Source organism: Streptococcus sp. 3613, from assembly GCF_013277375.1.
GTDB lineage: Bacteria > Bacillota > Bacilli > Lactobacillales > Streptococcaceae > Streptococcus > Streptococcus pseudopneumoniae.
This window is the reverse complement of sequence record NZ_VMMV01000094.1, coordinates 1-26819: the sequence shown is the minus strand read 5'-3', so window position 1 is coordinate 26819 and position 26819 is coordinate 1. Positions and strand designations below refer to the sequence as shown.

At 40.5% G+C, this 26819-nt stretch carries 23 protein-coding genes and 5 pseudogenes; 5 read left to right on the top strand and 23 right to left on the bottom strand.

Annotated elements, in window-relative coordinates; translation table 11 throughout:
- Positions 1 to 207: 207 nt before the first annotated feature.
- The 20 genes from holA to HT708_RS10315 form a co-directional block, all read right to left on the bottom strand.
- Positions 208 to 1245, bottom strand: coding sequence for a DNA polymerase III subunit delta (gene holA / locus HT708_RS10410; RefSeq protein WP_000879648.1), 1038 nt, complete (start codon positions 1243 to 1245; stop codon positions 208 to 210).
- Positions 1246 to 1278: 33 nt separating this feature from the next.
- Positions 1279 to 2214 carry a dihydroorotate oxidase gene (locus tag HT708_RS10405; protein WP_172926363.1) on the bottom strand — a complete coding sequence of 312 codons (936 nt, stop codon included), beginning with the start codon at positions 2212 to 2214 and terminating at the stop codon, positions 1279 to 1281.
- Between the two features lie 447 nt (positions 2215 to 2661).
- Positions 2662 to 3852: a methionine adenosyltransferase gene (gene metK, locus HT708_RS10400; protein WP_172926362.1), complete on the bottom strand. Its 1191-nt coding sequence runs from the start codon at positions 3850 to 3852 to the stop codon at positions 2662 to 2664.
- Between the two features lie 240 nt (positions 3853 to 4092).
- Positions 4093 to 5436, bottom strand: coding sequence for a DEAD/DEAH box helicase (locus HT708_RS10395; RefSeq protein ID WP_101781291.1), 1344 nt, complete (start codon positions 5434 to 5436; stop codon positions 4093 to 4095).
- 139 nt (positions 5437 to 5575) lie between these two features.
- Entirely contained in the window at positions 5576 to 6391 is an 816-nt protein-coding gene (locus tag HT708_RS10390; protein ID WP_172926361.1) for an endonuclease/exonuclease/phosphatase family protein, read from the bottom strand.
- Between the two features lie 51 nt (positions 6392 to 6442).
- On the bottom strand, positions 6443 to 8623 hold the full coding sequence (locus tag HT708_RS10385; RefSeq protein WP_172926360.1) for a PTS transporter subunit IIBC: 2181 nt from the start codon (positions 8621 to 8623) through the stop codon (positions 6443 to 6445).
- A gap of 407 nt (positions 8624 to 9030) precedes the next feature.
- Positions 9031 to 9957, bottom strand: a complete 927-nt coding sequence (gene ftsX, locus HT708_RS10380; protein WP_000625541.1) for a permease-like cell division protein FtsX — start codon at positions 9955 to 9957, stop codon at positions 9031 to 9033.
- Entirely contained in the window at positions 9950 to 10642 is a 693-nt protein-coding gene (gene ftsE / locus HT708_RS10375; RefSeq protein WP_000022265.1) for a cell division ATP-binding protein FtsE, read from the bottom strand. The genes ftsX and ftsE overlap by 8 nt, the downstream gene beginning before the upstream one ends.
- A 17-nt stretch (positions 10643 to 10659) precedes the next feature.
- Positions 10660 to 11755 (bottom strand): peptide chain release factor 2 gene (prfB, locus tag HT708_RS10370; RefSeq protein WP_101502795.1). Its coding sequence is split into 2 segments (ribosomal slippage): positions 10660 to 11682 and positions 11684 to 11755, totalling 1095 coding nucleotides; the frame shifts between segments, so codons are not numbered across the junction.
- 107 nt (positions 11756 to 11862) lie between these two features.
- Entirely contained in the window at positions 11863 to 12519 is a 657-nt protein-coding gene (locus tag HT708_RS10365; RefSeq protein WP_000268665.1) for a CBS domain-containing protein, read from the bottom strand.
- A gap of 303 nt (positions 12520 to 12822) precedes the next feature.
- A complete protein-coding gene (locus HT708_RS10360) occupies positions 12823 to 13533 on the bottom strand; it encodes an ABC transporter ATP-binding protein (RefSeq protein WP_000062200.1) in 711 nt (236 codons plus the stop codon).
- Positions 13533 to 14297: an ABC transporter ATP-binding protein gene (locus HT708_RS10355; RefSeq protein ID WP_001185997.1), complete on the bottom strand. Its 765-nt coding sequence runs from the start codon at positions 14295 to 14297 to the stop codon at positions 13533 to 13535. The genes HT708_RS10360 and HT708_RS10355 overlap by 1 nt, the downstream gene beginning before the upstream one ends.
- Positions 14297 to 15253: a branched-chain amino acid ABC transporter permease gene (locus HT708_RS10350; RefSeq protein ID WP_000662290.1), complete on the bottom strand. Its 957-nt coding sequence runs from the start codon at positions 15251 to 15253 to the stop codon at positions 14297 to 14299. The genes HT708_RS10355 and HT708_RS10350 overlap by 1 nt, the downstream gene beginning before the upstream one ends.
- Before the next feature lie 3 nt (positions 15254 to 15256).
- Positions 15257 to 16126: a branched-chain amino acid ABC transporter permease gene (locus HT708_RS10345; RefSeq protein ID WP_000941428.1), complete on the bottom strand. Its 870-nt coding sequence runs from the start codon at positions 16124 to 16126 to the stop codon at positions 15257 to 15259.
- Positions 16127 to 16242: 116 nt separating this feature from the next.
- Complete coding sequence (locus tag HT708_RS10340) at positions 16243 to 17403, bottom strand: ABC transporter substrate-binding protein (protein ID WP_000726145.1); 1161 nt, start codon at positions 17401 to 17403, stop codon at positions 16243 to 16245.
- A 102-nt stretch (positions 17404 to 17505) separates the two neighbouring features.
- Positions 17506 to 17754 carry a YlbG family protein gene (locus HT708_RS10335; protein WP_000462126.1) on the bottom strand — a complete coding sequence of 83 codons (249 nt, stop codon included), beginning with the start codon at positions 17752 to 17754 and terminating at the stop codon, positions 17506 to 17508.
- Between the two features lie 78 nt (positions 17755 to 17832).
- Entirely contained in the window at positions 17833 to 18423 is a 591-nt protein-coding gene (gene clpP, locus HT708_RS10330; protein ID WP_050242379.1) for an ATP-dependent Clp protease proteolytic subunit ClpP, read from the bottom strand.
- Positions 18424 to 18596: 173 nt separating this feature from the next.
- The gene (upp, locus tag HT708_RS10325; RefSeq protein WP_000515974.1) at positions 18597 to 19226 is read right to left on the bottom strand and encodes a uracil phosphoribosyltransferase; all 630 of its coding nucleotides are present in this window, start codon (positions 19224 to 19226) and stop codon (positions 18597 to 18599) included.
- Between the two features lie 88 nt (positions 19227 to 19314).
- Positions 19315 to 19782: a cytidine/deoxycytidylate deaminase family protein gene (locus tag HT708_RS10320; RefSeq protein WP_000136976.1), complete on the bottom strand. Its 468-nt coding sequence runs from the start codon at positions 19780 to 19782 to the stop codon at positions 19315 to 19317.
- An 18-nt stretch (positions 19783 to 19800) separates the two neighbouring features.
- Positions 19801 to 20358 (bottom strand): TetR/AcrR family transcriptional regulator, encoded by a 558-nt coding sequence (locus HT708_RS10315; RefSeq protein ID WP_000004147.1) that lies wholly within the window; start codon positions 20356 to 20358, stop codon positions 19801 to 19803.
- Between the two features lie 124 nt (positions 20359 to 20482).
- Between HT708_RS10315 and HT708_RS10310 the strand changes: the two genes are divergently transcribed.
- From HT708_RS10310 to HT708_RS10300, 3 genes and pseudogenes are all read left to right on the top strand, one after another.
- On the top strand, positions 20483 to 21328 hold the full coding sequence (locus HT708_RS10310; RefSeq protein WP_138702066.1) for a DegV family protein: 846 nt from the start codon (positions 20483 to 20485) through the stop codon (positions 21326 to 21328).
- Between the two features lie 58 nt (positions 21329 to 21386).
- Positions 21387 to 22559, top strand: coding sequence for an NAD(P)/FAD-dependent oxidoreductase (locus HT708_RS10305; RefSeq protein ID WP_172926359.1), 1173 nt, complete (start codon positions 21387 to 21389; stop codon positions 22557 to 22559).
- A 52-nt stretch (positions 22560 to 22611) separates the two neighbouring features.
- A pseudogene (locus HT708_RS10300) lies at positions 22612 to 22803 on the top strand (DUF1697 domain-containing protein); the annotation flags it as partial.
- Positions 22804 to 22817: 14 nt separating this feature from the next.
- Here the strand turns inward: HT708_RS10300 and HT708_RS10295 are convergent.
- Positions 22818 to 23603, bottom strand: a pseudogene (locus HT708_RS10295) (IS5 family transposase).
- 38 nt (positions 23604 to 23641) lie between these two features.
- Between HT708_RS10295 and HT708_RS10290 the strand changes: the two are divergent.
- A pseudogene (locus HT708_RS10290) lies at positions 23642 to 24574 on the top strand (sodium-dependent transporter); the annotation flags it as partial.
- Positions 24575 to 24614: 40 nt separating this feature from the next.
- On the opposite strand, the gene manA reads toward HT708_RS10290, so the two are convergent.
- Positions 24615 to 25559 (bottom strand): mannose-6-phosphate isomerase, class I, encoded by a 945-nt coding sequence (gene manA, locus HT708_RS10285; protein ID WP_172926358.1) that lies wholly within the window; start codon positions 25557 to 25559, stop codon positions 24615 to 24617.
- A gap of 121 nt (positions 25560 to 25680) precedes the next feature.
- Positions 25681 to 26001: pseudogene (locus tag HT708_RS10280) on the bottom strand (family 1 glycosylhydrolase); the annotation flags it as partial.
- Positions 26002 to 26041: 40 nt separating this feature from the next.
- On the opposite strand from HT708_RS10280, the pseudogene HT708_RS10275 reads away from it, so the two are divergent.
- Positions 26042 to 26819 (top strand): annotated as a pseudogene (locus tag HT708_RS10275) (IS630 family transposase); the annotation flags it as partial.

The following is a 26819-nucleotide window of genomic DNA, read 5'->3' as shown; positions in this document are numbered from 1 at the left end:
GCTGACTTCGTCAGTTCTATCTGCAACCTCAAAGCAGTGCTTTGAGCTGACTTTGTCAGTTCTATCTGCAACCTCAAAGCAGTGCTTTGAGCAGCCTGCAGCTAGTTTCCTAGTTTGCTCTTTGATTTTCATTGAGTATAAAATAAGCAAATCAGTAAGAAACCCACGACAAGATAATCCTGACGCGGGTTGTAGTTTCAACAAATGTCAATTGACCTGACTAGCAATCTGTAAGAGTGCCTTTTCAAAAAGGAAACCTTTTTCATAGAGTCCTGTCTTAATCTGATAGTCTGTCTCAATCAAGTAGGAAATTACTTGCTTCAAAAAGCTCAAAGAAAGTCCTCTTGAATCTCTCAGCGCAAACTTGATTTGATAGGGATTAGGATTGCGTCCGAGAAAACTTCCTAGACTACTTGCAATCTGAGATTCTGTTTGCCCAGACTCCGCCAAAATCTTCACCTGAGTAAAAGTCCGAAATTGTCCTAGCATGACTGCAATCAGTTTGATTTCATCTTCACCTTGCAAGGTCAAATCTCTAACCAAATCGCGCGCCTGATCCATCTTTTTAGTCAGAATAAACTGAGTTAAATCAAAAATATTGTCCTGTAAGGTCTTGGGAATTGCGTTAACAATATCCTCTTCCTCGATAACAGAGTCTTCCTTATAGGACTGTAAAAAGAGGAGATTTTTCTGGATTTCGCTAAATTGAAAACCCGACTTGACGAGAAGATTTTCAAAAGAATTATTGGTAAACTGCAGACCTTCTTTCTGGCTCCACTTTTGGAAATACTGGCGTAATTCTTGTTCTTTGGCTTCTACTGCATCAAAGACCTTGGCATCACGCTTAAGTAATTTTACCAGCCGTCTTTTGCTATCCAGCTTTCCTTCCGCAAAGATCAACAACTTGGTTGTTGGTGAAGGGTTATCAAGGTATTCCTCAAACGACTTGAGTTCATCATCTGTTAAAAAGCGTTTCTTGGCTGTTGTGATATCTACAAAATGGTCTAATATCACGATTTTCTCATCCGCAAAGAAAGGAAGGCTGACTAACTCCAGTTCCACATCCTTGTAGACCACTTCTTTCATATCAAAGTAGGCAAAGTTGAGATCAGCAGAATCATAGCCAATCTGTTTCAATACTTGACTCTTCATCACTTCAAACTGACCCTGATCTGTCCCTGTAAAAAGGCTCAGGCTAGGTAAATTTGATAAAGTCAACTTCTGACTCTCTTCAATGGCTAGCATCTTCTCTCCTTTCTTCTGATTTTTCGATTTAATTTAGTCAATATAGCGCAATTTCCCACGGAAATCTTCTAAGCTCTCGTATCCTTTTTCCGCCATGATTGCTTTTAGTTCATTGGTAATGCGGTCAAAGGCACCGACGCCTTCTTTGTGAAGGGTGGTTCCCACCTGCACCATACTCGCTCCACAGAGAATATGTTCAAAGGCATCACGACCAGTCAACACGCCACCTGTTCCAATGATTTGGATCTGGGGATTTAAGCGTTGATAAAAGGCGTGAACATTAGCTAAAGCAGTTGGTTTGATGTATTCTCCACCAATTCCACCAAAACCATTCTTAGGCCGAATAACGACAGATTCGTCTTCTATATAGAGGCCGTTTCCGATAGAGTTAACGCAGTTGACAAACTTGAGCGGATACTTGTTGAAAATAGCTGCCGCTTGGTCAAAGTGAACAATATCAAAATATGGTGGCAATTTAATTCCAAGAGGTTTGGTGAAGTAGGCAAACACCTCTGCCAAAATCCGGTCTGTTGTCTCAAAATCATAGGCAATCTGAGGTTTACCTGGAACATTTGGACAGGAAAGATTTAGCTCAGTCAGACCACGAAAATCACTCTCTTGGACTTTTTTCAAGATAGTATGGGTTTCCTCTGGAGACATTCCAACCAGAGATAAGAAGAAAGTTCGGTTTGGCTCTTTTTCCTGTAAATCCAAAAGATAATCCAAATAATAGTCTAAGCCCTTATTTGGCAAGCCCATAGAATTGATAGAACCAAGTGGAACATCTTGGTAACGTGGCTCAGGATTTCCCTGACGAAAGTCCAAGGTCGCTGTCTTAGTGACAAAGGTTCCTGCCGCTGAGTTTTTAACCCCTTCCAGCTCTTCTATCGTCATACAAGCCACACCTGCTGCATTCATCAAGCAATTGTCAAACTCAAAACCAGCAATTTGTGATTTTGTTGATACCATGATTCTAATCCTCCAGATTCCTTTTATTGCTAATATTATACCACAGTTTTAATTCTAGGTTCACTAGATTCTATGGTTCTATCTATTTATTCGGAAAAGAAAGTCTAGTGCAGAAGTCATGCTATGGAAACAGCTAGTGTATTGGAAGTTTGAACAAGGCTTGGGTAACAGACTTTTGAATGAAGTCCAAGCAACAAGGAGAAATCTCAACCATGAGTCCATTCCATGACTCTGTTGCTCTAGAAAACCTTGCAATAGTCAAGTTATAACGAATAAAACTTTGGATTGAAATATCCCCATGATTATCTATTACGAGGAGAAATCTCAACCTTTATCATTTTTAAAGAAATACATGTAAATCTCTACTTTCGCAAAATGGATTTTCAAAACAGTATCCCAGTATAGTTAAAAACTATAAAAAAGAGAGGAAGTTCCCCTCTTAAGATTTTATTTGACTGCTTCTTTTAAAGCATCTACCTTGTCCAAACGTTCCCATGGAAGATCAATATCTGTACGTCCCATGTGTCCATAAGCTGCTGTTTGACGATAAATTGGACGCTTAAGATCCAGCATTTGGATAATTCCTGCAGGACGAAGATCAAAGATTTGACGCGCTGCTTTTTCAAGCTTGCTTTCAGCTACCGTTCCTGTACCGAAGGTATCGATACGGACAGAAACAGGCTGGGCAACACCGATAGCGTAGGCCAACTGCACTTCCGCCTTCTTAGCAAGACCCGCTGCAACAATATTCTTGGCAATATAACGAGCTGCATATGAGGCAGAACGGTCCACCTTAGTCGCATCCTTACCAGAGAAGGCACCACCACCGTGACGAGAGTAGCCACCATAGGTATCCACGATAATCTTACGACCAGTCAAGCCTGAGTCCCCTTGAGGCCCACCGATTACAAAACGACCAGTAGGATTGATGAAGAATTTTGTTTGCGCATCCAAGTAAGAGGCTGGAATAACCTCTTTGATAACCTTGTTAATGACATCATTGTGAATTTGTTCGTTGCTGACTTCTGGATCGTGCTGAGTAGAAATAACGACTGTGTCCACACGTACTGGACGGTCATTTTCATCATACTCAACCGTAACTTGTGATTTAGCATCTGGGCGAAGATAGCTGATTTCCCCAGACTTACGAAATTCTGCCAGACGACGAACCAGTTTGTGACTGAGTGAAATTGGCAATGGCATGAGCTCTTCTGTTTCATCCACTGCAAATCCAAACATAAGCCCTTGGTCTCCAGCGCCAATCAAGTCAAGCGGATCTTGGTCTGCATTCCCACGAACCTCCAAGGCTTCGTTAACACCTTGGGCAATATCTGGTGACTGCTCAACAAGCGACGGATGGACTCCCACCGTCTCAGCAGAAAAACCATATTCTGTATTGGTGTAGCCAATCTCAGCAATGGTATCACGAACCACACGGTTAATATCTACATAGGCATTTGTAGAAATTTCACCAAAAACATGGACGGAACCAGTATAGACAGCTGTCTCAGCAGCAACGTGCGCCTCTGGATCCTCTGCTAAAATAGCATCCAAAATCGCATCTGAAATTTGGTCTGCAATCTTATCTGGATGCCCCTCAGATACAGACTCAGACGTGAATAATTTACGTTCTGACATAAAAATGTCCCCCCTTAAAAATAGTGTTATAGAGTTACAAAGTACTGATAGGAATCCCTATCATCTACGAATTGCGACTCGCAATAAAAAATAGAAATACCTACCATCTTATCGGGACTATATAACTTTATCATTATACCATTTTTTAGCGCAATTTGCAGTCTTTAATGTGATATTTCGGTTTAGATAGTTCGTTCTCATAAAGCAAAAAGTTGGAGTTCAGTACTCCAACAATTTCTATTAAAATGTTTGGCGTTTAGCTTTACGCTCTGCACGACCGCGAGCGCGATTTTCAGCACGCTTGGTTTTGCGGCGCTTTTCATCAACCGCCCATTGAATTTTCTTCTTATAACCTGGTTTGACTTTTTTCTTTTTCTTTTTAACCAAACCAATCATTTCGATATCGAGCTTATCTTGTTTTTTCTCACGGTTTGCACGACGATCACGGTCATAGGTATCTTGGAATTCTCCATCTTTTACCATCTTCGGAGTAAATTTAATTCCCAATTTCTCCAACTCACGGATATCCGAGTCATCGCTTGGTTGATAAAGAGTAATAGCTGTACCTGGTAGGCCATTGCGTCCGGTACGACCAACACGGTGAACAAAGAAGGATAAGTCTTGCGGAATGGCATCATTGATGACATGGCTGACACCTTCAATGTCAATCCCACGCGCCGCCAAGTCTGTTGCGACAATGTACTCAAAATCCAGATTTTTCACCTGATTCATGATTCGCTTGCGCTCACGAGGAGCAATATCTCCATGAATCTTCGCTACCTTCAATCCTTGAGCAGTCAGATATGAATGTAATTCATCAGCACGTGTCTTAGTGTTGACAAAAATCATTGCCAAATAAGGCTGCATCAACTGAGTCAATTGATAAATTTGAGCATTCTTGTCACGTCCCTTAGTAGAAATCAACCAATTATCAATGGTATCAGAAATGACCGTTTTGGTCTTGATTTTCTCCATGACAGGATTTGACAAGTATTTTTTCAAGAATGGTTGCAACTTTTGTGGAATAGTTGCTGAGAAGACCATGAATTGCAAGTCTTTTGGAAGGCTGCCAGCAATCTTATCAACAGTTTCCAAGAATCCCATATCCAAGGTCATGTCTGCTTCATCAACAACAAAGGTCTTAGCCTTGTGAATAGCTAGATCACCAGATTTAACCAAGTCGTAAATACGACCTGGTGTTCCAATAACAATATGAGGCTGGTTGCTTGCCAATTTCTCAATCTGGCGAGCCTTATCCGTACCACCCACATAATTAACTACACGAACTTCCACTTCTGAGTGGGCAGCAATCTGACGGGCTGCTTGGTAAATTTGAGTAGCCAACTCACGACTCGGTGCAGTAATGACTGCTTGTACACTATCGCTAGCTTCATCTAGTTGCTGGAAAATCGGTAACAAGAAAGTGTGAGTCTTACCTGAACCTGTTTTTGATTCACCGACTAGGTCACGACCTGCCAAAACAATAGGAATTAACTTATCTTGCACCTCTGTTGGAGTTGTAAATTTCAGCTCCTCCAAGGCTTCTCTAATATAGTTTTTAAATTGAAATTTCGTAAATGACATAATATCCTCGATTCTATCTATCCTATCAATTATACCACATTTTATTCCATTTCAGTAATCTCACTTATTTAGGCTATTTCCAGTACTTCTCTAATAAAAAAAAGGCTGGAACTTGTGAATCCCAACCTCTTTTCAGTCATTATTTCCAGTTTAACATAGCACTCAAGCCATAGTGATCACTAACTTGCGGACTATTGTTACCATCAAATACGACATGTAAATTTTCCACCTCTAACTCTTTGGTAGTAAAAACATAGTCGATTCGAAGGGGTTCAGTGTTCCCTTTCCAGCCATCAATTTCTGGTGGAACGGTATAGCTACCGCTTTTCTCTTGAGCAACTTCAAAAGCGTCTTGTAAGCCTAATGGACTAGCTAAAATAGCTTGGTAGCCTTCCTGACCTGCTGGATTGTTGAAATCTCCAGCTAACAAAAGTGGTTTGTTCAGTTCTTTCAAGACAGCCTCAAATCGTGCCCATTCTTCTTGGAAACCTTTATCCCACCAAGAAAGGTGGACACTTGCAACTGCAAGCTCCTGACCATCAACTACAGTTTCAGCCACGACAACACGGCGAGTATGATAGTCTGTTGGATCATCCACATCTGAAACCAAAATTTCTCTGGCTTCAATAGGTGTTTTAGACAAGATAGCTACACCTTCATGATAGCGGTCATATCCGATATGATTATAAGCCCAAGTCCAGTAGTAATTTTTCCCTTGCTCAGACAACTTTTCAACCAAGAGTCTAACATAGTGGTCTTGATGAATAGGCTCAGCTGCTGGCAAAGCTTGATAAAGATCATTAACCTCCACCTCTGGAGATGTGATCTCCTGATTGATTTCTTGGAAACAAATCAAATCATAGTCCTTTTCAAGAATATCCTCAAGCAAAATCTGGAATTTTTCCTCAGCTTCTTTTTCCATCCAACTGTGAGTATTGAGTGTTAAAAATTTCATTCTTTTCTCCCAAAATAAGAGGTTGGAATACAGCTTCCAACCTCAAATATATTACAATTCTACTTTAGCAACTGCTGTTTTAGCTGCAAGAGAACCTGTTTTTTCTAATTTAACTGATTTAATTGCATCACCATTTGTGAAGACAACTACTGTTGAAGTTTCACGTCCTGCTGCACGGATAGCATCCAAGTCAGCTGTGACAAGGAGATCTCCTGCTGCAACTTTTTGTCCTTCAGCAACATGAACTGTAAATGGTTTACCTTCAAGACTCACTGTGTCCAAACCAATGTGAACCAATACTTCAAGACCTGCTTCAGTCACAATACCAAGAGCATGTTTTGTTGGGAAGATGCTTGATACAGTACCTGAAACTGGAGATACAATGTTTCCATTGGCAGGTTCTACTGCAAATCCATCACCCATCATTTTTTGAGCAAATACTGGATCTTTTACTTGTTCCAAAGCAACAACTTGACCGTCTGCTACTGAGTAAACTTCCTCAGTAAGACCTTTGAAGTGAACAGTGTTTTGTTGTGCTTCAGTCATTTGACTTGGAAGAGTTTCAGGAATGATTTCACCTGAATCAAGGATATCTTGGATATCAGATTTCAATACGTCAGCTTTTGGACCGTAGATAGCTTGAACCCCTTGTCCTTTCATGACAAGACCCATAGCTCCTTCTGCTTTCCATTGCTCTGCATTTCCTACTTTATCTGCATCTTTAACAGTTACACGAAGACGAGTCATACATGCGTCAACATCAACGATGTTTGCACGTCCACCAAGAAGGTTGATAATGTTTACAGCTTGAGAGCCTGCTGCAACTTTCACTTCGCTGCTAGATTCTTCTGAACCTTCAGCAGTTTCGTAGTTTCCGTTACGCCCTGGAGTTGCGTAGTTGAATTTTTGAATCATGAAGTTTGCGATAAAGTACATGATTACAGCAAAGAGAACAGTTACCCAGATAAAGTTAACGATATCCATACCAATACCAGCATTAATTGCTAGTGGTGTACGAGTCAAGAACTCGATTGAACCGAATGAGTGGACACGTAGGTTTACTACGTCAGCCATAGCGAAGGCAGCACCTTGAACAAGTGAGTAAACAAGATACATAGGTGTTGCTACAAACATGAACATGTATTCGATTGGTTCAGTAACCCCTGTCAAGAATGTTGCAAGAGCTGTCGCAATCATCATACCTTTATATTGATGTTTCTTATCAGCATCGACATTACGGTAGATAGCCACGATCACACCCATCAAGATACCGAATGAACCGATCATTTGTCCAACTTTGAAACGAGCTGGGTGAACAGTATCTAACAATTGTTGGTAATGACTTGCATCTGTACCTTTAAGGTTAACAAGGTCTGTTACCCATGCAAGCCATAGTGGGTCTTGACCAAATACTTGAGTACCTTTAGCTGCACCAGTTAAAATGTCATAAGTACCACCAAGAGCTGTATAGTTCATTGGGATAGTCAACATGTGGTGAAGACCAAATGGCAAGAGCAAGCGTTCCAAAGTACCATACAAGAATGGTGCAAGGATTGGTGCAGTTTCTTGTGAGTTGGCAATCCAGATACCAAAGCTATTGATACCTGTTTGAACTACTGGCCAGAAAGCAGCAAGTAGAATTGCAGCGATTGCTGAACGAAGAATAACTACAAATGGTACGAAACGTTTTCCGTTGAAGAATGAAAGTGCATCAGGAAGTTTACGGAAGTTGTAGTATTTGTTGTAAGCAGTTGCCCCTACAAAACCTGAGATAATCCCTACGAATACACCCATGTTCAAGGCTGGAGCTTCAAGAACACTGATAAAGTAATCAGCAACTTTGATTGAACCACCAAAGAAAGTAGTTACCATAGCATCTGGATTTTTCAACATATCGCCTGATACACCAAAGATTGTACCAGTGATACGGTTAATCAAGATGAAAGCAAGACCAGCGGCGAAAGCACCACCAGCACGTTCTTTAGCCCAGCTTCCTCCAATGGCTAGGGCAAACAAAATGTGAAGGTTACCGATAACCCCCCAACCGATTTGCTCTAGGACACCACCAGTAATAACGAGTGGAGCAAAGTTAGGGTTAATCATCACGATAGACTTACCGATTGAAATCATCAAACCAGCAGCCGGCATAACCGCGATAACCACCATCAAAGCCTTACCGAATTTTTGCCAAAATTCGAAAGACAAGACATTTTTGAATGTATCTTTCATCATTCAAATCTCCTTTATTTTTATTTAGGCAAACGTTTTACGAAAACGTTTGCACCTTTTATGATTTAATTATACCACTTTAATTTTTTTTGTAAAGGCTTTTATTCAAAAAAATCCTCTTTTTTCAAAAATTTTCTAGGTGCTAAATTTCAAGTTCAAGTTAGCCATCAAGAAGTCTTCTCTGAGCAACTTCTTGATACTCTTCGAAAATCTCTTCCAACCACGTCAGCGTCGTCTTACCGTATATATATGACTGACTTTCTACAACCTCAAAACAGTATTTTGAGCATTCTTTGGCGAGCTACCTAGTTTGCTCTTTGATTTTCATTGAGTATTAGAAGTCCCTTTTCAAAAACTCTAGTAGCAAAAAAGGAGATTTTACAACCTCCTCATAAAAATAATTATTTTACCTAAATCTTCAAGAATCGGCGCATGGATATTCCTGATCCCAATGAACCAATGAAAATCCCAATCACAAATAGTAGGGCAATCATCAACGGACTAAATAAATCTGGACTAATCATGGATAGATTTTGCCCTACCAACGATTTGTTGACAGATTGGTAAACCATTTGATAAACAATAAAGACTAAAACAGATGGTGCGATAGCTCCCAATAAACCGATAAAGGCTCCTTCTAACAAGAACGGTCCACGGATATAACTGTTTTTAGCTCCGACCAAGCGCATGATTTGAATTTCGCGACTGCGGGAAATAATGGTAATACGAATGGTATTTGAAATCAAGAAAACTGCGACAAAAATTAACAAGGCAGCAATCCCTAGTCCCCAAACACGGATAAATGAAGCTAACTTGAAGAGTCTTTCTGTATTGGCACCGCCATCTTGAACCTCAGAGACACCTTCAATTTTTTTAGCATCTTCGGCTATAGTTTTTACATCATTTGGAGTGTTTGCCTCTACAATATAGGCATCATAGAGAGGATTGGCATCTCCTTCAAAGATTTTCCAGTTATCTCCCATTGTCTCGGTTAACTTTTCATATTGTTCTTCTTTACTTGAAAAGGTAACACTCTTAACCGTAGACATGTTCTTCAAAGAATCATATACCTTGTGGTAGTCATTATTTGTAACAGTTTGACCTTCTTTTTCAATTGTCTGACTGTTATCTTCCACATCCTTTCGGATATAAACTACTACACGGACATTATTTTCAATATCTGTAGCTAGTTTCGCTGTATTGAAAATAACAGAAGCAAATATTGCCACCAAGGTCAAAGTAATCATGACTGAACTGACAGCAGCTACTGTCATCCAACCATTTCGTTTCAAACTTTTTAAGGCTTCAAATAAATGGCGAAAAAATCTACTAATCATCGTATCCATACTCTCCTTTTGATTCGTCACGAACGACACGGCCATTTTCAATGGCAATGACACGGTGGCGCAAGGTATTTACAATCTGGCTATTATGAGTCGCCATCAAAATAGTTGTCCCTTGTAGGTTAATCCGTTCCAAGAGATTCATAATTTCCCATGAATTATCCGGATCCAGGTTTCCTGTTGGTTCATCGGCTATCAATACTTTGGGATTATTTACAATGGCACGTGCAATCGCAATCCGCTGTTGCTCTCCACCTGAGAGCTCATTTGGAAAAGAACGAACCTTGTGCTTCAACCCAACCAAGTCTAAAACTTCCATCACACGTTTTTTGATATTACGGCGATTTTCCCCGATTACTTCCATAGCGTAAGCAATATTTTCATAGACAGTTTTCTTTGGCAAGAGTTTATAATCCTGGAAGACAACCCCAACACTACGACGTAGAAGCGGGACGTCTTTCTTTTTGATCTTAACCAGATTAAAACCAGCAACTGATAGGCTTCCTTTATCGATTTTTACTTCACGATACAGAGAACGAATGAAGGTTGACTTCCCTGCTCCTGAAGGTCCTACAATGTAAGCAAATTCTCCCGGTTGAACGCTGACCGAAACACCGCGTAGGGCAGTCGTTCCGTTGTCGTATTTTTTGACGACATCTCTCATTTCAATGATTGACATGTGAGTTCCTTTCTATCTTAGCTGATTCGCCACTTAAGGTAGGCATCGATAAAACCATCTAGGTCTCCGTCCATAACCTTATCTACCTGAGCAACTTCAAAGCTAGTTCGATGATCTTTTACCATAGTATAAGGCGTGAAGACATAAGAACGGATTTGGCTTCCCCATGTGATTTCTTTTTTCTCACCCTTGAGGGAATCTACCTCCGCAGCTTTCTTCTCTTGCTCCATTTGATAGAGCTTAGCCTGCAACATCTTCATAGCTCGATCTCTATTTCCATACTGGGTCCGATCCACTGTTGACTGGACAACAATTCCAGTGGGAATGTGGGTTAAACGTACACCTGTTGAAACCTTATTGACATTTTGTCCACCGGCACCACCTGAACGGAAGGTATCCATCTTGATGTCATCTTCCCGGATTTCCACTTCAATGGTATCGTCCAACTCAGGCATCACTTCTACGGATGTGAAAGATGTATGGCGACGTTTGGCAGAGTCAAATGGTGAAATTCGCACCAAACGGTGTACCCCCATTTCTGACTTGAGAAGACCATAGGCATTAGGCCCTTCAAATGATAAGGTTACTGACTTGATACCAGCTTCATCCCCTGCTTGGTAATCCAATACTTCCACTTTAAAGCCTTTAGCATTACCATAACGAGTATACATACGAAGCAACATATCACCCCAGTCCTGAGCCTCAGTACCACCAGAACCTGGATGGATTTCCAAGATGGCATTGTTGTGGTCATAAGGTTCTGACAAGAGTAGAGTCATCTCATAGCTGGTCATCATCATATCAAGTTCGGCTAACTGCTCTACCAGTTCTTCTTGAACTGACTCGTCTTCAGCTAAAAAGTCCAATAAAATTTCGACTTCATCCTGCAACTCTTCCATTTTGTGGAAGGTGTTATAGGTGTTTTTTAATTCATTTAATTCTTGCGACGTTTTTTGGGCCGCAATATTATCATTCCAAAAATCAGGTTCTGTCATCTTGTTTTCCAAGATGGCAATCTCTTCCTCTAGCCCTTCGAGGTCAAAGAGACCCCCTGAAAGAAGCTAATTTTTCACGATTTGCGTCAATTTTTTGACGGATTACTGAAATGTCCATAAATACTCCTTTTTTACATCATTTCATTATAGCATATTTTATCATTTCTTTCCATCTTTTGCTATAATCCCTTTTTTATGAAAAAAGAAGCCTTTCGGCTTCCCTTCTTACAAGACTTTTGCTGAAGTGCGAGTGATTTCTTCCACTTGAATACCATTTGCTTCAAATTTTTCTTTCAAGGCTGGTAAATCAATTGATCCATCGATTTGCACTTCGATAATGACCTTACCATCCTTACGCGGAATATTGACTGTATGGGAGATATTCAAATTTTCTTCAACGATTAGAGAAACAATCTTACCAAGAACGCCAACTTCATCTTCTGTAACAAAGCGCACACGAATTCCTTCTTCTCCATAACCAGCAATTTCAAGAAAGGCTTGGAAAACGTCACGGTCCGTAATAACCCCATAGACTTGATGGTTATCTACTACAGGAAGAATACCAATCTTGTTTTTCAACATCAGATAAGTTGCATCTTCTAGACTCGCATAGCCTGAAACAGTGACAACATCGCGAATCATGACATCTTTTACTTTTGTCTTATTTAGAAGATAATTCATCTCATAGATAGAAAGACTGGTTGCTTTTGATGGGCTAGCTTGGGCAATGGTTCCCTCAGTTACCAAACCAACCAATTGATCATTTTCGATAACAGGCAAGCGGTGCAACCCTTGCTCTCTCATCAAATCTGCTGCATGAGATACTGTTGTATCTGGACTAATATAAACTACCTTGCGGGTCATAAAATCTTTAACTGCCATGAGACTTCTCCTTTTCTATTCTTATCCCTATTATACAATCTTTTTGTAAATCTATCAAACGCTTACATTTCTTTTTCAAAATTCAGAAAAGTATGAATAAGCTAGCAAAAAGAGCTCTAAAATCGAGCTCTGTGAATGAAAGCAAGATACCTTTCATTCGATTTTTTCAATTATTAGAAATTAAGCTTTCAATATAGATGTAGATTTGTTTGCAATCTAAATATGCCGACTAAAACAATCCACTGAATAAGATAATTGCTTCGCAATCTCTATTCACCGACTAAAAAGGTCCCCCGGACCTTTTTAGCCACCTAGATATGCTTTTCTGACTTCTTCTGATGAAGCGAGTTCTTTTCCTGTTCCTGATAGAACGATTTTCCCTGTTTCCAATACATATCCTCGGTCAGAGATTGCGAGTGCTTTATTAGCATTTTGTTCAATCAAGAGGACGGTTGTTCCTTGCTTCTGAATATCTTGAATGATATCAAAGATCTCTTGAATAAAGATTGGGGCAAGTCCCATTGAGGGTTCATCTAAGAGAAGAAGTTTTGGTGTTGACATAAGAGCGCGTCCCATGGCAAGCATTTGTTGTTCTCCTCCTGAAAGAGTGGCTGCATCTTGGTTCTTGCGTTCTTCAAGACGTGGGAAGCGTGAAAAGACCTTCTTCAAGTTAGCTTGATTTTCTTCACGATTTTTCTTTAAAAAAGCTCCCATTTCTAGATTTTCCATAACAGTCAAGCCAGGAAAGACGTGGCGTCCTTCTGGAACTTGTGAAAGCCCACCTGCTACGATTTTTTGAGCTGGCATTTTTTGGATTTCTTGACCTAAAAATTCAATCTTTCCAGAGCTTGGTCTAACCAAACCAGACAAGGTACGGAGAATGGTTGTCTTACCTGCACCATTGGCACCGATAAGGGAAACAACTTCTCCTTCATTCACTTCAAAGCTTACATCACGGACTGCTTGAATCATACCATAATGCACAGAAAGATTATCAACTTTTAACATAGACATTAGGCTTCACCTCCTAGATAAGCTTCGATAACGCGTTTATTGGTCTTAATTTCATCTGGAGTTCCTTGAGCAATTAAACGGCCATATTCAAGTACGTAGATACGTTCTGTTACTTCCATGACCAGATTCATATCGTGTTCAATCAACATGATTGTAATCTTAAATTCATCTTTGATACGACGAATTAACTCAGTCAATTCGGCTGTTTCCTGCGGGTTCATACCTGCGGCTGGTTCATCCAAAAAGAGAATTTTAGGTTCCGTAGCGAGGGCACGAACAATTTCCAAACGACGTTGTTGTCCGTAGGCAAGATTTTTAGCTAGAGTTTCTGCATCACCATCTAAATCAAAGATTTTCAGCAATTCCAAGGCTTTAGCCTTTAATTCTTTTTCACTCTTGTAAAAAGCTGGTAAGCGCAAAAAACTAGCAAAAACATGTTGTTTGTGATGGTTACCAAAGGCAATCAAAACATTGTCCAAAACGGTTAAATCTTTAAAGAGACGGATATTTTGGAATGTACGTCCAAGTCCCAAAGAAGCAATCTTATAAGGTGACTTTCCATTCAAAAGGTGACCATCTAAGGTTACTGTTCCCTCACTTGGTTCATAAACACCCGTCAAGAGGTTGAAAAGGGTGGTTTTCCCAGCTCCATTTGGACCGATTAGTCCAACCAGTTCCCCTTCGTTCAATTCAAGAGTCACATCTCCAACAGCTGTTAGACCGCCAAAATGTTTGGTTAACTGTTTTACTTCAAGTAATGCCATTAGTTTTGTTCCTCCTTTTTAGATTTTTTAAAGAAACGTGATAGGCTCAATTCCCATGTTCCAAGGAGTCCACCTGGTCTGAAAATCATTACCAATACCAAGGCCAAAGCGTAAATAATCATACGCACGCTGGCAACATCTTGGAGAAGCATATTCAAAATTCCCAGAACAATAGCCGATACAATGGCACCTGTAATGGAACCAAGTCCACCAAATACAACAATGATCAATACGTTGATTGAGTTGATGAAAGTGTAATCTTTCGGTACAACTGAACCGATAAATCCTGCCTGAAGTGACCCTGCAATACTTGCAGTAATAGCACCAAAGACAAAGGCGATGATTTTAATCTTAGTCGTATTAACCCCAACTGACTCAGCAGCGATTTCATCCTCACGAACAGAGAGGGTTGAACGACCAATTGGGCTACGCAAGAAGTTCAAGGTTGCAATGGTTGTAATCACGACAAAGAAGTAAACCATTTGCCAAGTTGTAAAGTTAGGAATTCCTAAGATACCTGCCGCACCATTTGTAAGGCTTCCACCATTGATGATAAAGATACGAATAATTTCAGAAACACCTAGAGTTGCTACTGCAAGATAGTCCCCCTTCAAGCGTAAGGTTGGAATTCCGACAAGCAAGGCAACTGCTCCTGAAAGCAAAGCCCCTACAAGCATGGCTCCAAAGAAGGCACCGTAGGTTGGTGATTTAGAACCAATAATAGCTGCTGCATAGGCACCAATCGCCATGAAACCAGCATGCCCAAGTGAAAATTGTCCTGAAAAACCAACGATTAAGTTGAGACCAACAGCCAGAATAATATTAATTCCGATTTGTTGTAAAATCTGTACATAGAACAGATTGAGTACTCCGACTGAAACCAGTACACTAATCAAGCCATAGCCAGCTAACAAAAGGAGTAACCATAGAATATTAACTTTTAAATTTTCTTTCATCGCTTACACCTTCTCTTTCACATTCTTACCAAGGATACCAGCTGGGCGGACAATCAAGATCAACAACAAGATTCCATAAACAATGGCATCACGGAAGTCTGACATCCCAAATGCTGTCGCAAAGGTTTCCAATAAACCAATCACAAAACCACCAAGAGCCGCACCAGGAATAATCCCGATACCACCAAGTACCGCGGCAACGAAAGACTTAAGACCTGGAGTAACCCCCATCAAAGGCTCAAGAGAGTTATAATAAAGAGCAATCAGAACACCAGCCGCCCCCGCAAGAGCAGAACCCAAAGCAAAGGTAAAGCTGATAGTCCGGTTCACATTGATCCCCATCAATTGCGCTGCATCACTATCTACGGATACTGCACGCATGGCTTTCCCCATCTTGGTCTTTTGGACAATGACTTGTAACAAAATCATCAAAAGCAAGGAAATGGCCAAGATCATTAACTGCACATTTGTTAGGCTAACTGGTCCCAAATCATAGCGAACTGTTTGAATCGCTTGAGGGAAGGCACGGGTATTGGCACCAACCAGATAGACCATGCCATACTCCAGTAGGAAAGAAACCCCAATAGCTGTAATCAAAACAGCAATACGAGTAGAGTGACGCAAAGGTCGGTAAGCAAGGAACTCAATCACGACACCAAGGATGGCTGTCGCTAGCATCGCTACAATAAGCGCTACAAAAAAATTCATTTGGAAAGAATTGATCAAGAAATAACCAATAAAGGCTCCCATCATATAAATATCACCGTGGGCGAAATTGATGAGCTTGATAATTCCGTAAACCATGGTATATCCTAGGGCTAACAGCGCATAAACACTACCTAGAATCAAACCATTTACTAGTTGTTGGAGCATAAGATTCACTCTTTCTATATATAATTCCGAGGTTTTTCCCTCACTTTTTGATAGGTTCTTAAACATCGAAACAGGGAGTGAGTCAAAGGCTCATTCCCTATTTCAACATTTTTCTATTATGGTTTTACAACTTCTGCTGCTTCAACCTTACCATTGTTCATGGTCATCATGTAAGCAGTTTTAACTGTGTTGTGGTCCGCATCGAAGCTTGTTTTACCAGTTACACCTTCAAAGTCTTTTGTTTTAGCAAGATTATCCTTGATTTCACCTGAGTTTTTAGCACCTTTTGCTGCGTTTGCTACAAGGTGAACTGAGTCATAAGCCAAGGCTGCAAATGTTGAAGGCTCTTCATTGTACTTAGCGCGGTAAGCGTCAAGGAAGGCTTTGGCTTTAGCTGAAACTTCTACAGTAGTTGAGAAACCTGAGATAAAGTAGATGTTTGATGCTTTTTCAGCAGTTGCTTGTTGTACAAACTCTTCACCGTTAAATCCATCACCACCAACGATTGGTTTGTCAATTCCCATACCACGCGCTTGGTTTACAATCTTACCAGCCTCATTATAGTAACCAGGAACAACGATAGCATCAAAGTCTTTCCCTTTCATTTTTGTAAGGGCTGCTTGAAAGTCTGTGTCACCTGCTACGAAAGTTTCATCTGCAACGATTTCACCCTTGTATGACTCGCGGAAAGATTTGGCAATCCCTTTAGCATAGTCACTGGCATTGTCAGTGTAAAGAACAACTTTCTTAGCATTTAATTTTTCAGAAACATAGTTTGAGATAATTTTTCCTTGGAAGCTATCTTGGAAAGTTCCAATAAAGAGGTAATCTTGACCTTTAGTCAATCCATCTTGAGTCGCACTTGGTGAGATCAATGGAACACCTGCTTTTGTAGCGTTCGCTACCGCAGCTGCAGTCGCACCAGATGTCGCAGGTCCTACGACTGCTGATACTTTAGATTGGGTTACAAGGTTAGTTGTAACTGAAGCAGCCTCAGCTGTTTCAGACTTATTATCTTTATCGACTACTTCGATTTGTTTTCCATCGATACCACCTGCGGCATTGATTTCATCAACAGCCAATTGGGCACCTTTTTGTTCAGCTGTTCCGTATGCAGCTAAAGAACCTGATTCTTCAAAGTTAAACCCGATTTTAATTGTCTTTTCCTCTACTGAGTTACCAGCAGTGTTGACTGCTCCAGACTTCACTTCTCCACAGGCTGCAAGAAGTGCTACACTTGCAAGCGCCACAAACGATAGGGCAAATTTTTTCTTCATCTTTTTTTGTCTCCTTATTTCTTAAATAGTCTGTTAAGAATATATCGAATTATCAGAAAATTGTCAACACTTTTCTTTAAATTTTTATCTGATAACGTTTTCCTATCGGTAAAGGTTACCCACAAAGGGTGTTTCCAGCTCTTGGATATGACAAACTCTGACTTTTTTGATAAACTTTTCCTTGCTCAAGCGCCCGACCAATTGCTCCACTTCTTGAGTTGGAACATAGAGTTGTAAGTAACGATGCTTCTTGGAATGATAGGTAATATCTCCATAATCCTGCAGTTTTTTGGCATCACGATTATAGTAAAGATAGATAATCAAGCCAGATCGATTGACTTTTTCAAACATGATAAATCCTCTTTCTAAGAAATCTCCCCCTATTATACCAAAAAAAGCAAACCCAGTCGAGTTTGCCTTCTATCAACATTAGTTCAATGAATTGTTGGCCATGATTTCATCAATAAAGCCATATTCAAGTGTTTCTTGGGCACTCATCCAGTTATCGCGTTCTGCATCTGCATGGACTTTTTCGATTGACTGACCTGAATTTTCAGCCAATATTTTTTCCAAGGTATGACGAGTTTTAAGCAAGTGTTCTGCAGCAATCGCCATATCGGTTTGTTGAGTACCTCCACCTGTACCGCCCATTGGTTGGTGAATCATATACTCTGCATTTGGAAGCATGAAACGCTTGCCTTTTGCTCCACTTGATGCAATGACCGTCCCCATAGATGCAGCCATTCCCATAACGATGGTTTGGACATCTGCCTTGATAAAGTTCATGGTATCAACGATTGCCAAGCCAGCTGAAACAGAACCACCAGGTGTGTTGACATAAAGGTAAATATCTTTTGTACTATCTTGGGCATCCAAGAAAAGCAATTGGGCAATAACTGAGTTAGCCATATTGTCTTCAACTGGACCTGTCAGCATAATGATGCGGTCTTTTAAAAGACGTGAGTAAATATCGTAGGAACGTTCTCCACGGCTTGTTTGTTCAATAACTACAGGAATCATTTATTTCTCCTTTTGAGTTTTATTTTTGTTGGTCAAATGACTGAAGATAAGACTATTATAATATTTTGGTCAAAAAAGGTCAGATTTTTGCTCTGTTTTCATTAGAACAGAAACAAAAATTCAACCTCCTTTCGTGACTGGAACTTCTTTTCCAAGTCATTCTCTTTTTAATTTTATTTTGTACCGAACAAGCGGTCTCCAGCATCTCCAAGACCTGGAACGATATAACCGTGTTCGTTCAAACGTTCATCCAAGGCTGCTGTAAAGATTTCTACATCTGGATGAGCTTCTTGAAGAGCTTTTACACCTTCTGGTGCTGATACAAGGCAGACAAATTTGATATTTGATGCGCCACGTTTTTTAAGCGAGTCAACAGCCAAGATTGCTGAGCCACCTGTTGCCAACATTGGATCTACTACAAAAATTTGACGTTGGTCAATATCTTCAGGCAATTTTACCAAGTATTCAACTGGTTGAAGCGTTTCTTCATCACGGTACATACCGATGTGACCAACCTTAGCAGCTGGAACCAAGCTCAAGAGCCCATCGACCATCCCGATACCTGCACGTAAGATTGGAACGATGGCCAATTTCTTACCTGCCAATTGTTTTTGAACTGTTTTTGTAATTGGTGTTTCGATTTCCACATCTTCTAGTGGAAGATCACGAAGTACTTCATACCCCATCAACATTGCAATCTCATCTACTAGCTCACGAAAAGCTTTTGTAGAAGTATCTGTACGACGCAAGATTGACAATTTGTGTTGAATCAGCGGGTGATTAATAACTTCAATTTTTCCCATTTTTGGAATTCCTTCTTTCAATTTATTCTTCTTATTATACCAAAAAACGGTTTAAAAATCTTTCTAAACCATTTATTTTTGATAATTTTTACATTAAATCTGCTTCTTTAAGAGCTGTCTGTACTGTCTCAAGTGGTAAATGGGTTAATTCTGTTCCCTTTTCTTGATAAAGGTATTGGGCATAGTCGTCCATTCGGTACTGGTTGATATAAACCACGCGCTTGCAACCGACCTGCAGCAATTGTTTGGTACAGTTGAGACAAGGAAAATGGGTCACATAGGCTGTAAAACCTTTGGGAACACCACGTTCTGCACCTTGGAGAATAGCATTAACCTCAGCGTGAAGGGTGCGAACACAGTGGCCTTCAATGACCAAACATTCGTGGTCAATACAATGCTCAGTCCCTGACACCGAACCATTGTAACCAGTGGAAATGACCTTATTATCCTTTACCAGAATTGCGCCCACTTTGGCACGTTTACAAGTGGAACGATTGGCAATTAGTAGGGCTTGGGCTGCAAAATACTCATCCCAGGCCAGTCTTTTTTCAGTCATCTCTTTTCTCCTATTTCTCTATTTTTTAAAAAATGGTAACCGTAAATCCGCAATCTTTTCAGCAGGTACCTTCATGCCATCCTTGATCCACTTTAGAAGGACAGAGACGATGGCCGAGCTCCAGAAGGAATGAAGATAAGAGCTGACACCTTTTGATTTTCCATGGTATTTTTCTAGAAATTCCTGCATGGCTTGGACAAAGATTTTTTCCAGATGGTAATCCAAGGCCAATTGAATCACTCTAACTTCCTTTCTGGCCTCCCGGAAAAGGTGAACCCAAACCAAATAAAGGTCTGTCTTTAAATCGTAATGATGCAGCTGTTCCATAATATTGTGGACAGTTCGTTTAAAGACGCTCTCTAAAATTTCCTCTTTGGAGTCATAATTGCGATAAAAGGCCGCACGCGAAACACCTGCACGTTTGACCAATTCAGAAATACTAATCTTGGTCAGTTCCTTTTTTTCCAAGAGTTGCAAGAGGGCTGTTTCAATGGCTTCTCTGGTTAATAAATTGGATTCTTGGTTTGATTTTCTGAGATTTTCAAGAGACTTTTCAGAGATTCTACGTTCAGACATAACATTTTCTTTCTACTTGTCACAACAGACGGATGATGCTTTTGTTTCAAGGGTTTTCATGATATAATTGTAAAAAAAGACAGAACCTTTGTCAATGTATAACTGACAAAGATGGAGAATTTCTATGACTTGGAAGATTATTGCTGACTCTGGTTGTGATTATCGTCAACTGCCAACACCAGCTATTAACACAACCTTTGTAAGTGTCCCCTTAACCATTCAAGTAGCTGATCAGGTCTTTGTTGATGATGCCAGTCTTGATATTGACCATATGATGAAAACCATGTATGCAACCGCAGAAGCTTCAAAATCAGCTTGTCCAAGCCCAGATGATTATTTGCGAGCATTTGAAGGTGCCAAAAACATTTTCCTAGTAACCATCACTGGTACTCTTTCTGGTAGTCACAATAGTGCGCAACTGGCCAAGAATATTTATCTGGAAGAACATCCTGACACTAAGATTCATGTAATTGATAGTTTGTCTGCTGGTGGAGAAGTTGACTTGCTCGTAGAAAAATTAAATGACTTGATTGACCAGGGCTTATCTTTTGAAGAAGTGGTTGAAGCTATCACCGCCTATCAAGAAAAAACTAAGTTGCTCTTTGTCCTAGCCAAAGTCGATAACTTGGTGAAGAACGGCCGTTTGAGCAAGCTTATCGGTACGGTCGTTGGCCTTCTAAATATCCGTATGGTTGGGGAAGCTAGTGAAACTGGAACCCTCGAATTGCTACAAAAAGCAAGAGGAGCAAAGAAGTCAGTTCAAGCAGCCTATGAAGAGTTAGTGAAAGCAGGATATGCTGGTGGCCGTATTGTTATGGCCCAACGCAATAACGAGAAATGTTGCCAACAGCTTTCAGACCGAATCCGTGAAACCTTCCCACAGGCGGATATTAAAATTCTCCCAACATCTGGTCTCTGCAGTTTCTATGCAGAAGATGGCGGTCTGCTGATGGGCTATGAAATTGATTAATTGCATTCTTGACAAGAGGTAACCATCATCTCTTGTTTTTTTGTGGTACAATAGAGCTATGAAACATTTTGATACTATTGTCATCGGTGGAGGACCTGCTGGTATGATGGCTACGATTTCCAGTAGCTTTTATGGACAGAAAACCCTCCTCATCGAAAAAAATCGGAAACTTGGAAAAAAGTTAGCTGGGACTGGTGGGGGACGTTGCAATGTGACCAACAATGGTAGCTTGGACGACCTACTAGCTGGAATTCCTGGAAACGGACGCTTTCTTTACAGTGTTTTCTCCCAGTTCGATAATCATGACATCATCAACTTTTTTACAGAAAATGGTGTTAAACTTAAGGTCGAAGACCACGGACGCGTCTTTCCAGCTAGTGACAAGTCTCGGACTATTATCGAAGCTTTGGAAAAGAAAATCACTGAACTAGGTGGTCAAGTTGCTACTCAAACCGAAATTGTTTCGGTTAAAAAAGTAGATGAGCAATTTGTCCTGAAGTCAGCTAACCAAGTCTTCACTTGTGAGAAACTCATTGTCACAACTGGTGGAAAATCCTATCCTTCGACTGGTTCGACTGGTTTTGGTCACGAGATTGCTCGCCATTTTAAACACACCATCACCGAGCTTGAAGCTGCTGAAAGTCCTTTATTAACAGATTTTCCACATAAGGCCTTGCAGGGGATTTCGCTGGATGATGTGACTCTAAGTTATGGCAAGCGTGTCATCACTCACGATTTGCTTTTTACCCACTTTGGTTTGTCAGGCCCTGCTGCCCTACGTATGTCTAGCTTTGTCAAGGGTGGGGAGATTCTCTCACTGGATGTTTTGCCTCAGCTTTCTGAGAAGGACTTGGCTAAATTCCTAGAAGAAAATCGAGAAAAAGCTCTAAAAAATGCCTTAAAAACCTTGTTACCAGAACGCTTGGCCGAATTTTTTGTACAAGGATATCCTGAAAAAGTCAAACAACTGACTGAAAAGGAACGAGAACAACTTGTCCAGTCCATTAAAGGACTTAAAATTCCTGTAACTGGAAAAATGTCTCTTGCCAAGTCCTTTGTCACCAAAGGTGGTGTCAGTCTCAAGGAAATCAACCCTAAAACCCTTGAAAGTAAGCTGGTTCCTGGCCTCCACTTTGCAGGCGAAGTCATGGATATCAACGCCCACACAGGTGGCTTTAACATCACTTCTGCCCTCTGTACCGGCTGGGTGGCGGGATCAAACCCAATCTAAATATACATTACTAAATGGAACAATCCCCCCCAAAAAAAAGAAAGGAACTACTTTGGAACATATTATCTTGCTAAGGGGAGTCACTCCTAATGGAAAAAATGCTATCCCTAAAATGTCTTATCTAGTAGATATCTTGACAGAAGCTGGTTTTCAACAAGTTCGAACTTATATTCAAAGTGGAAATATTATTCTTGAAAGTAACTTAGCTCTCGAAGAAATACGAGAACAAGTTCATACTCTATTAGACTTCCTGCAAAACTAGAATCCTAGTTCATGATTGATAATACCAGCAATCAAATTCATTCGTAATCCGAAGCGTTTACGATGATTTCGATAGGTTGTTGAAAACATTTTAAACGTTTTTACTTTGGCAAAGATGTTCTCAACCTTGCTTCTCTCCTTAGATAGCGCATGGTTATAGGCTTTCTCTTCAGCTGTTAGCGGCTTGAGTTTGCTGGATTTACGTGGAGTTTGTGCTTGAGGATATATCTTCATGAGCCCTTGATAACCACTGTCAGCCAAGATTTTACCAGCTTGTCCGATATTTCTGCGACTCATTTTGAACAACTTCATATCATGACAATAGAAACAATTCTCCCTTGACTTGTGACAATCGCCTGAGACTTCATAGCGTGAAATTTCTTTTTACCAGAATCATTCGCTAATTGTTTTTTTAGGACGATTGATTTTTACTTCCATCGCATCAATCATTACCGTGTCCTCAGAACTGAGAGGAGTTCTTGAAATCGTAAAACCACTTTGAACAAGAGTTACTTCAACCCATTGGCTCCGACGGAGTAAGTTGCTTTCGTGGATACCAAAATCAGCCGCAATTTCTTCATAAGTTCGATATTCTCGCACATATTGAAGAGTGGCCATAAGAAGATCTTCTAGGCTTAATTTAGGTTTTCGTCCACCTTTTGCGTGTTTAAGTTGATAAGCTGTTTTTAATACAGCTAACATTTCTTCAAAAGTGGTACGCTGAACACCAACAAGACGCTTAAATCGTGCATCAGTTAGTTATTTACTTGCTTCATAATTCATAGAACTACTATACCATATTTTGTTTCTCAGGAAGTCTGATCATTTCAAATCCAGTCATTGCCCTTGGAGCTCAAGCTGCCTTTATCCTATTGAATATCTTTATTGTGTCACGTGGAATTCAAAAAGGGATTGAAAGAGCTTCGAAAGTCATGATGCCCCTGCTCTTTATCATCTTTGTCGTCATCATCGGGCGCTCTCTCAGTTTGCCAAATGCCATGGAAGGGGTTCTTTACTTCCTCAAACCAGACTTTTCAAAACTGACAAGTGCTGGTCTCCTCTATGCTCTAGGACAATCTTTCTTTGCCCTCTCACTAGGGGTTACAGCTATGTTGACCTATGCTTCTTACTTGGATAAGAAAACCAATCTGGTCCAGTCAGGGATTTCCATTGTAGCCATGAACATCTCGGTATCCATCATGGCAGGTCTAGCCATTTTCCCTGCTATGTCAGCCTTCAATATCCAGTCTGAAGGGGGACCGAGCCTGCTCTTTATCGTCTTGCCTCAACTCTTTGACAAGATGCCTTTTGGAACCATTTTCTACATCCTCTTCCTCTTGCTCTTCCTCTTTGCGGCAGTCACTTCTTCCGTTGTTATGCTGGAAATCAATGTGGGCAATATCACCAATCAGGACAACAGCAAGCGTGCCAAATGGAGTGTTATTTTAGGAATTTTGACCTTTGTCTTTGGCATTCCCTCAGCCCTTTCTTACGGTGTTATGGCAGATATTCACATTTTTGGGAAGACCTTCTTTGACGCTATGGATTTCTTGGTTTCCGATCTTCTCATGCCATTTGGAGCTCTCTGCCTTTCACTTTTTACAGGCTATATCTTTAAAAAGGCTCTTGCAATGGAGGAACTCCATCTCGATGAAACAGCATGGAAACAGGGACTGTTCCAAGTCTGGCTCTTCCTTCTTCGTTTCATCATTCCAATCATCATCATCGTGGTCTTCATCGCCCAATTTATGTAATCAAAAAGGACTTGAGTAGTAAACTCAGGCCCTTTCTTTTTTATGGATGGCTAACAATCAATTCCAAATCTTGCCCTTCCAGAGTCCAAGCTTCAACATCACTTGGTAGGATAAAGTGGCTGCCTTTTTGGATTGGATAGTTTTTTCCGTCAACAGTTAGCTGACCTTGACCAGCTAAGACACTCAATAAGCTGTAGTCAGCTGTCTTTTCGAAGTCAACTTTTCCAGTAATTTCCCACTTGTAAACTGCAAAGAAATCATTGGATACAAGGAGAGTTGAGTATAAATCATCAGCTTTAACAGTTACAGGACGGCTATTTGCAGGCTCACCAATGTTCAATACATCAATGGATTTTTCAAGGTGAAGTTCACGCAAGTTTCCCTTATCATCCTTACGGTCAAAGTCATAGACGCGATAGGTGGTGTCACTAGATTGTTGGGTTTCAAGAATCAAGATACCCGCACCGATAGCATGCATGGTGCCACTTGGTACATAGAAGAAATCTCCAGCCTTAACAGGCACTTTTGTCAGCAAGGCATCCCAGTTTTTATCTTCGATTTGCTGGCGGAGTTCCTCTTTTGACTTGGCATTGTGACCGTAGATAATCTCTGAGCCTTCATCCGCAGCTATGATGTACCAGCATTCTGTTTTTCCGAGTTCGCCTTCATGCTCGAGTCCATAAGCATCGTCTGGGTGAACTTGGACGCTGAGCCAGTCGTTAGCATCCAGAATTTTAGTCAAGAGTGGAAATACAGGTTCTGGACGATTGCCAAACAATTCACGGTGCTGCGCATACAAAGTAGCCAGGTCTGTTCCCTGGTAGCGTCCATTGGCAACTTTAGAGACACCATTTGGATGGGCTGAGATGACCCAGTATTCTCCGATTTTTTCACTTGGGATGTCGTAGCCAAACTCATCACGTAGCTTGGTTCCACCCCAGATTTTTTCTTGCATAACTGATTGTAAAAATAATGGTTCTGACATCTTGATCTCCTGTCTGATTTTTCTCCCCTCATTATAGCAAAAAAAGAGTTCCATTTGAACTCTTTTTTCACATCTTATAAAGTAGGGAGAAGATTTTGTAAAAATAGTAAACAAATGTGCTCTACTCGATGCTTGCTCCATTGCTATCAATGACATCCTTGTACCAATAGAAGGACTTCTTCTTGCTACGTTTGAGAGTCCCATTTCCTACATTATCTCGATCTACATAGATAAAGCCATAGCGCTTATTCATTTCCCCTGTGCCAGCTGAAACCGAATCGATACAGCCCCAAGTCGTATAACCAAGCAAGTCAACCCCGTCTTGGTAAATGGCATCTCGCATGGCCTTGATGTAGGCCTCTAAGTAAGTAATCCGATAGTCATCTGCTACATAACCATTCTCATCCGGTGTATCCATAGCACCGAGTCCATTTTCTACGATAATACTAAACTAAAATCAAAAAGCATTATATAATAGTAATATGAAATCAACTAAAGAAGAAATCCAAGCTATCAAAACACTTTTAAGAGACTCTCGTACAGCTAAATATCATAAACGCCTTCAAATCGTTCTATTTCGTCTGATGGGTAAATCTTATAAAGAGATTATAGAGCTTTTAGACTGTAATCAAACAACGATTTGGCCAACTGTAAAAAAATATGAGGAGTTCGGACTCGATTCTCTCCTTCAAGAAACACGTGGTGGTCGTAACCATGCATATATGACAGTTGAGGAAGAGAAAGTCTTTCTTGCCCGCCATTTGAAGGCTGCAGAGGCAGGAGAATTTGTTACAATTGATGCCTTATTTCAGGCTTATAAAAAGGAGTTAGGTTCTTCCTACACACGTGATACCTTCTATCAGCTCTTGAAGCACCATGGTTGGCGAAATATTAGGCCACGTCCAGCACATCCCAAGAAAGTAGACTCTCAAACCATTGTCGCGTCTAAAAATAAAATCTCAATTCAAGAAGAAAAGAAAGCGCTTTAAAACCAGTAGACCTTTTCGTAAGGTTCGCTTGATGTACCAAGATGAGGCTGGTTTCGGTAGAATCAGTAAACTGGGATCTTGTTGGGCTCCAATGGGAGTAGGTCCACATATCCATAGTCACTATATACGAGAATTTTGCTATTGTTATGGAGCTGTTGATGCCCATATTGGAAGATATCATGAATCAACTTCAAGATGTTATACAAGGACTGGAGAAGGAGGTGATAAAGTCCATCGTTAATCGGAGATGGACTAGAATGCTTTTTGAAAG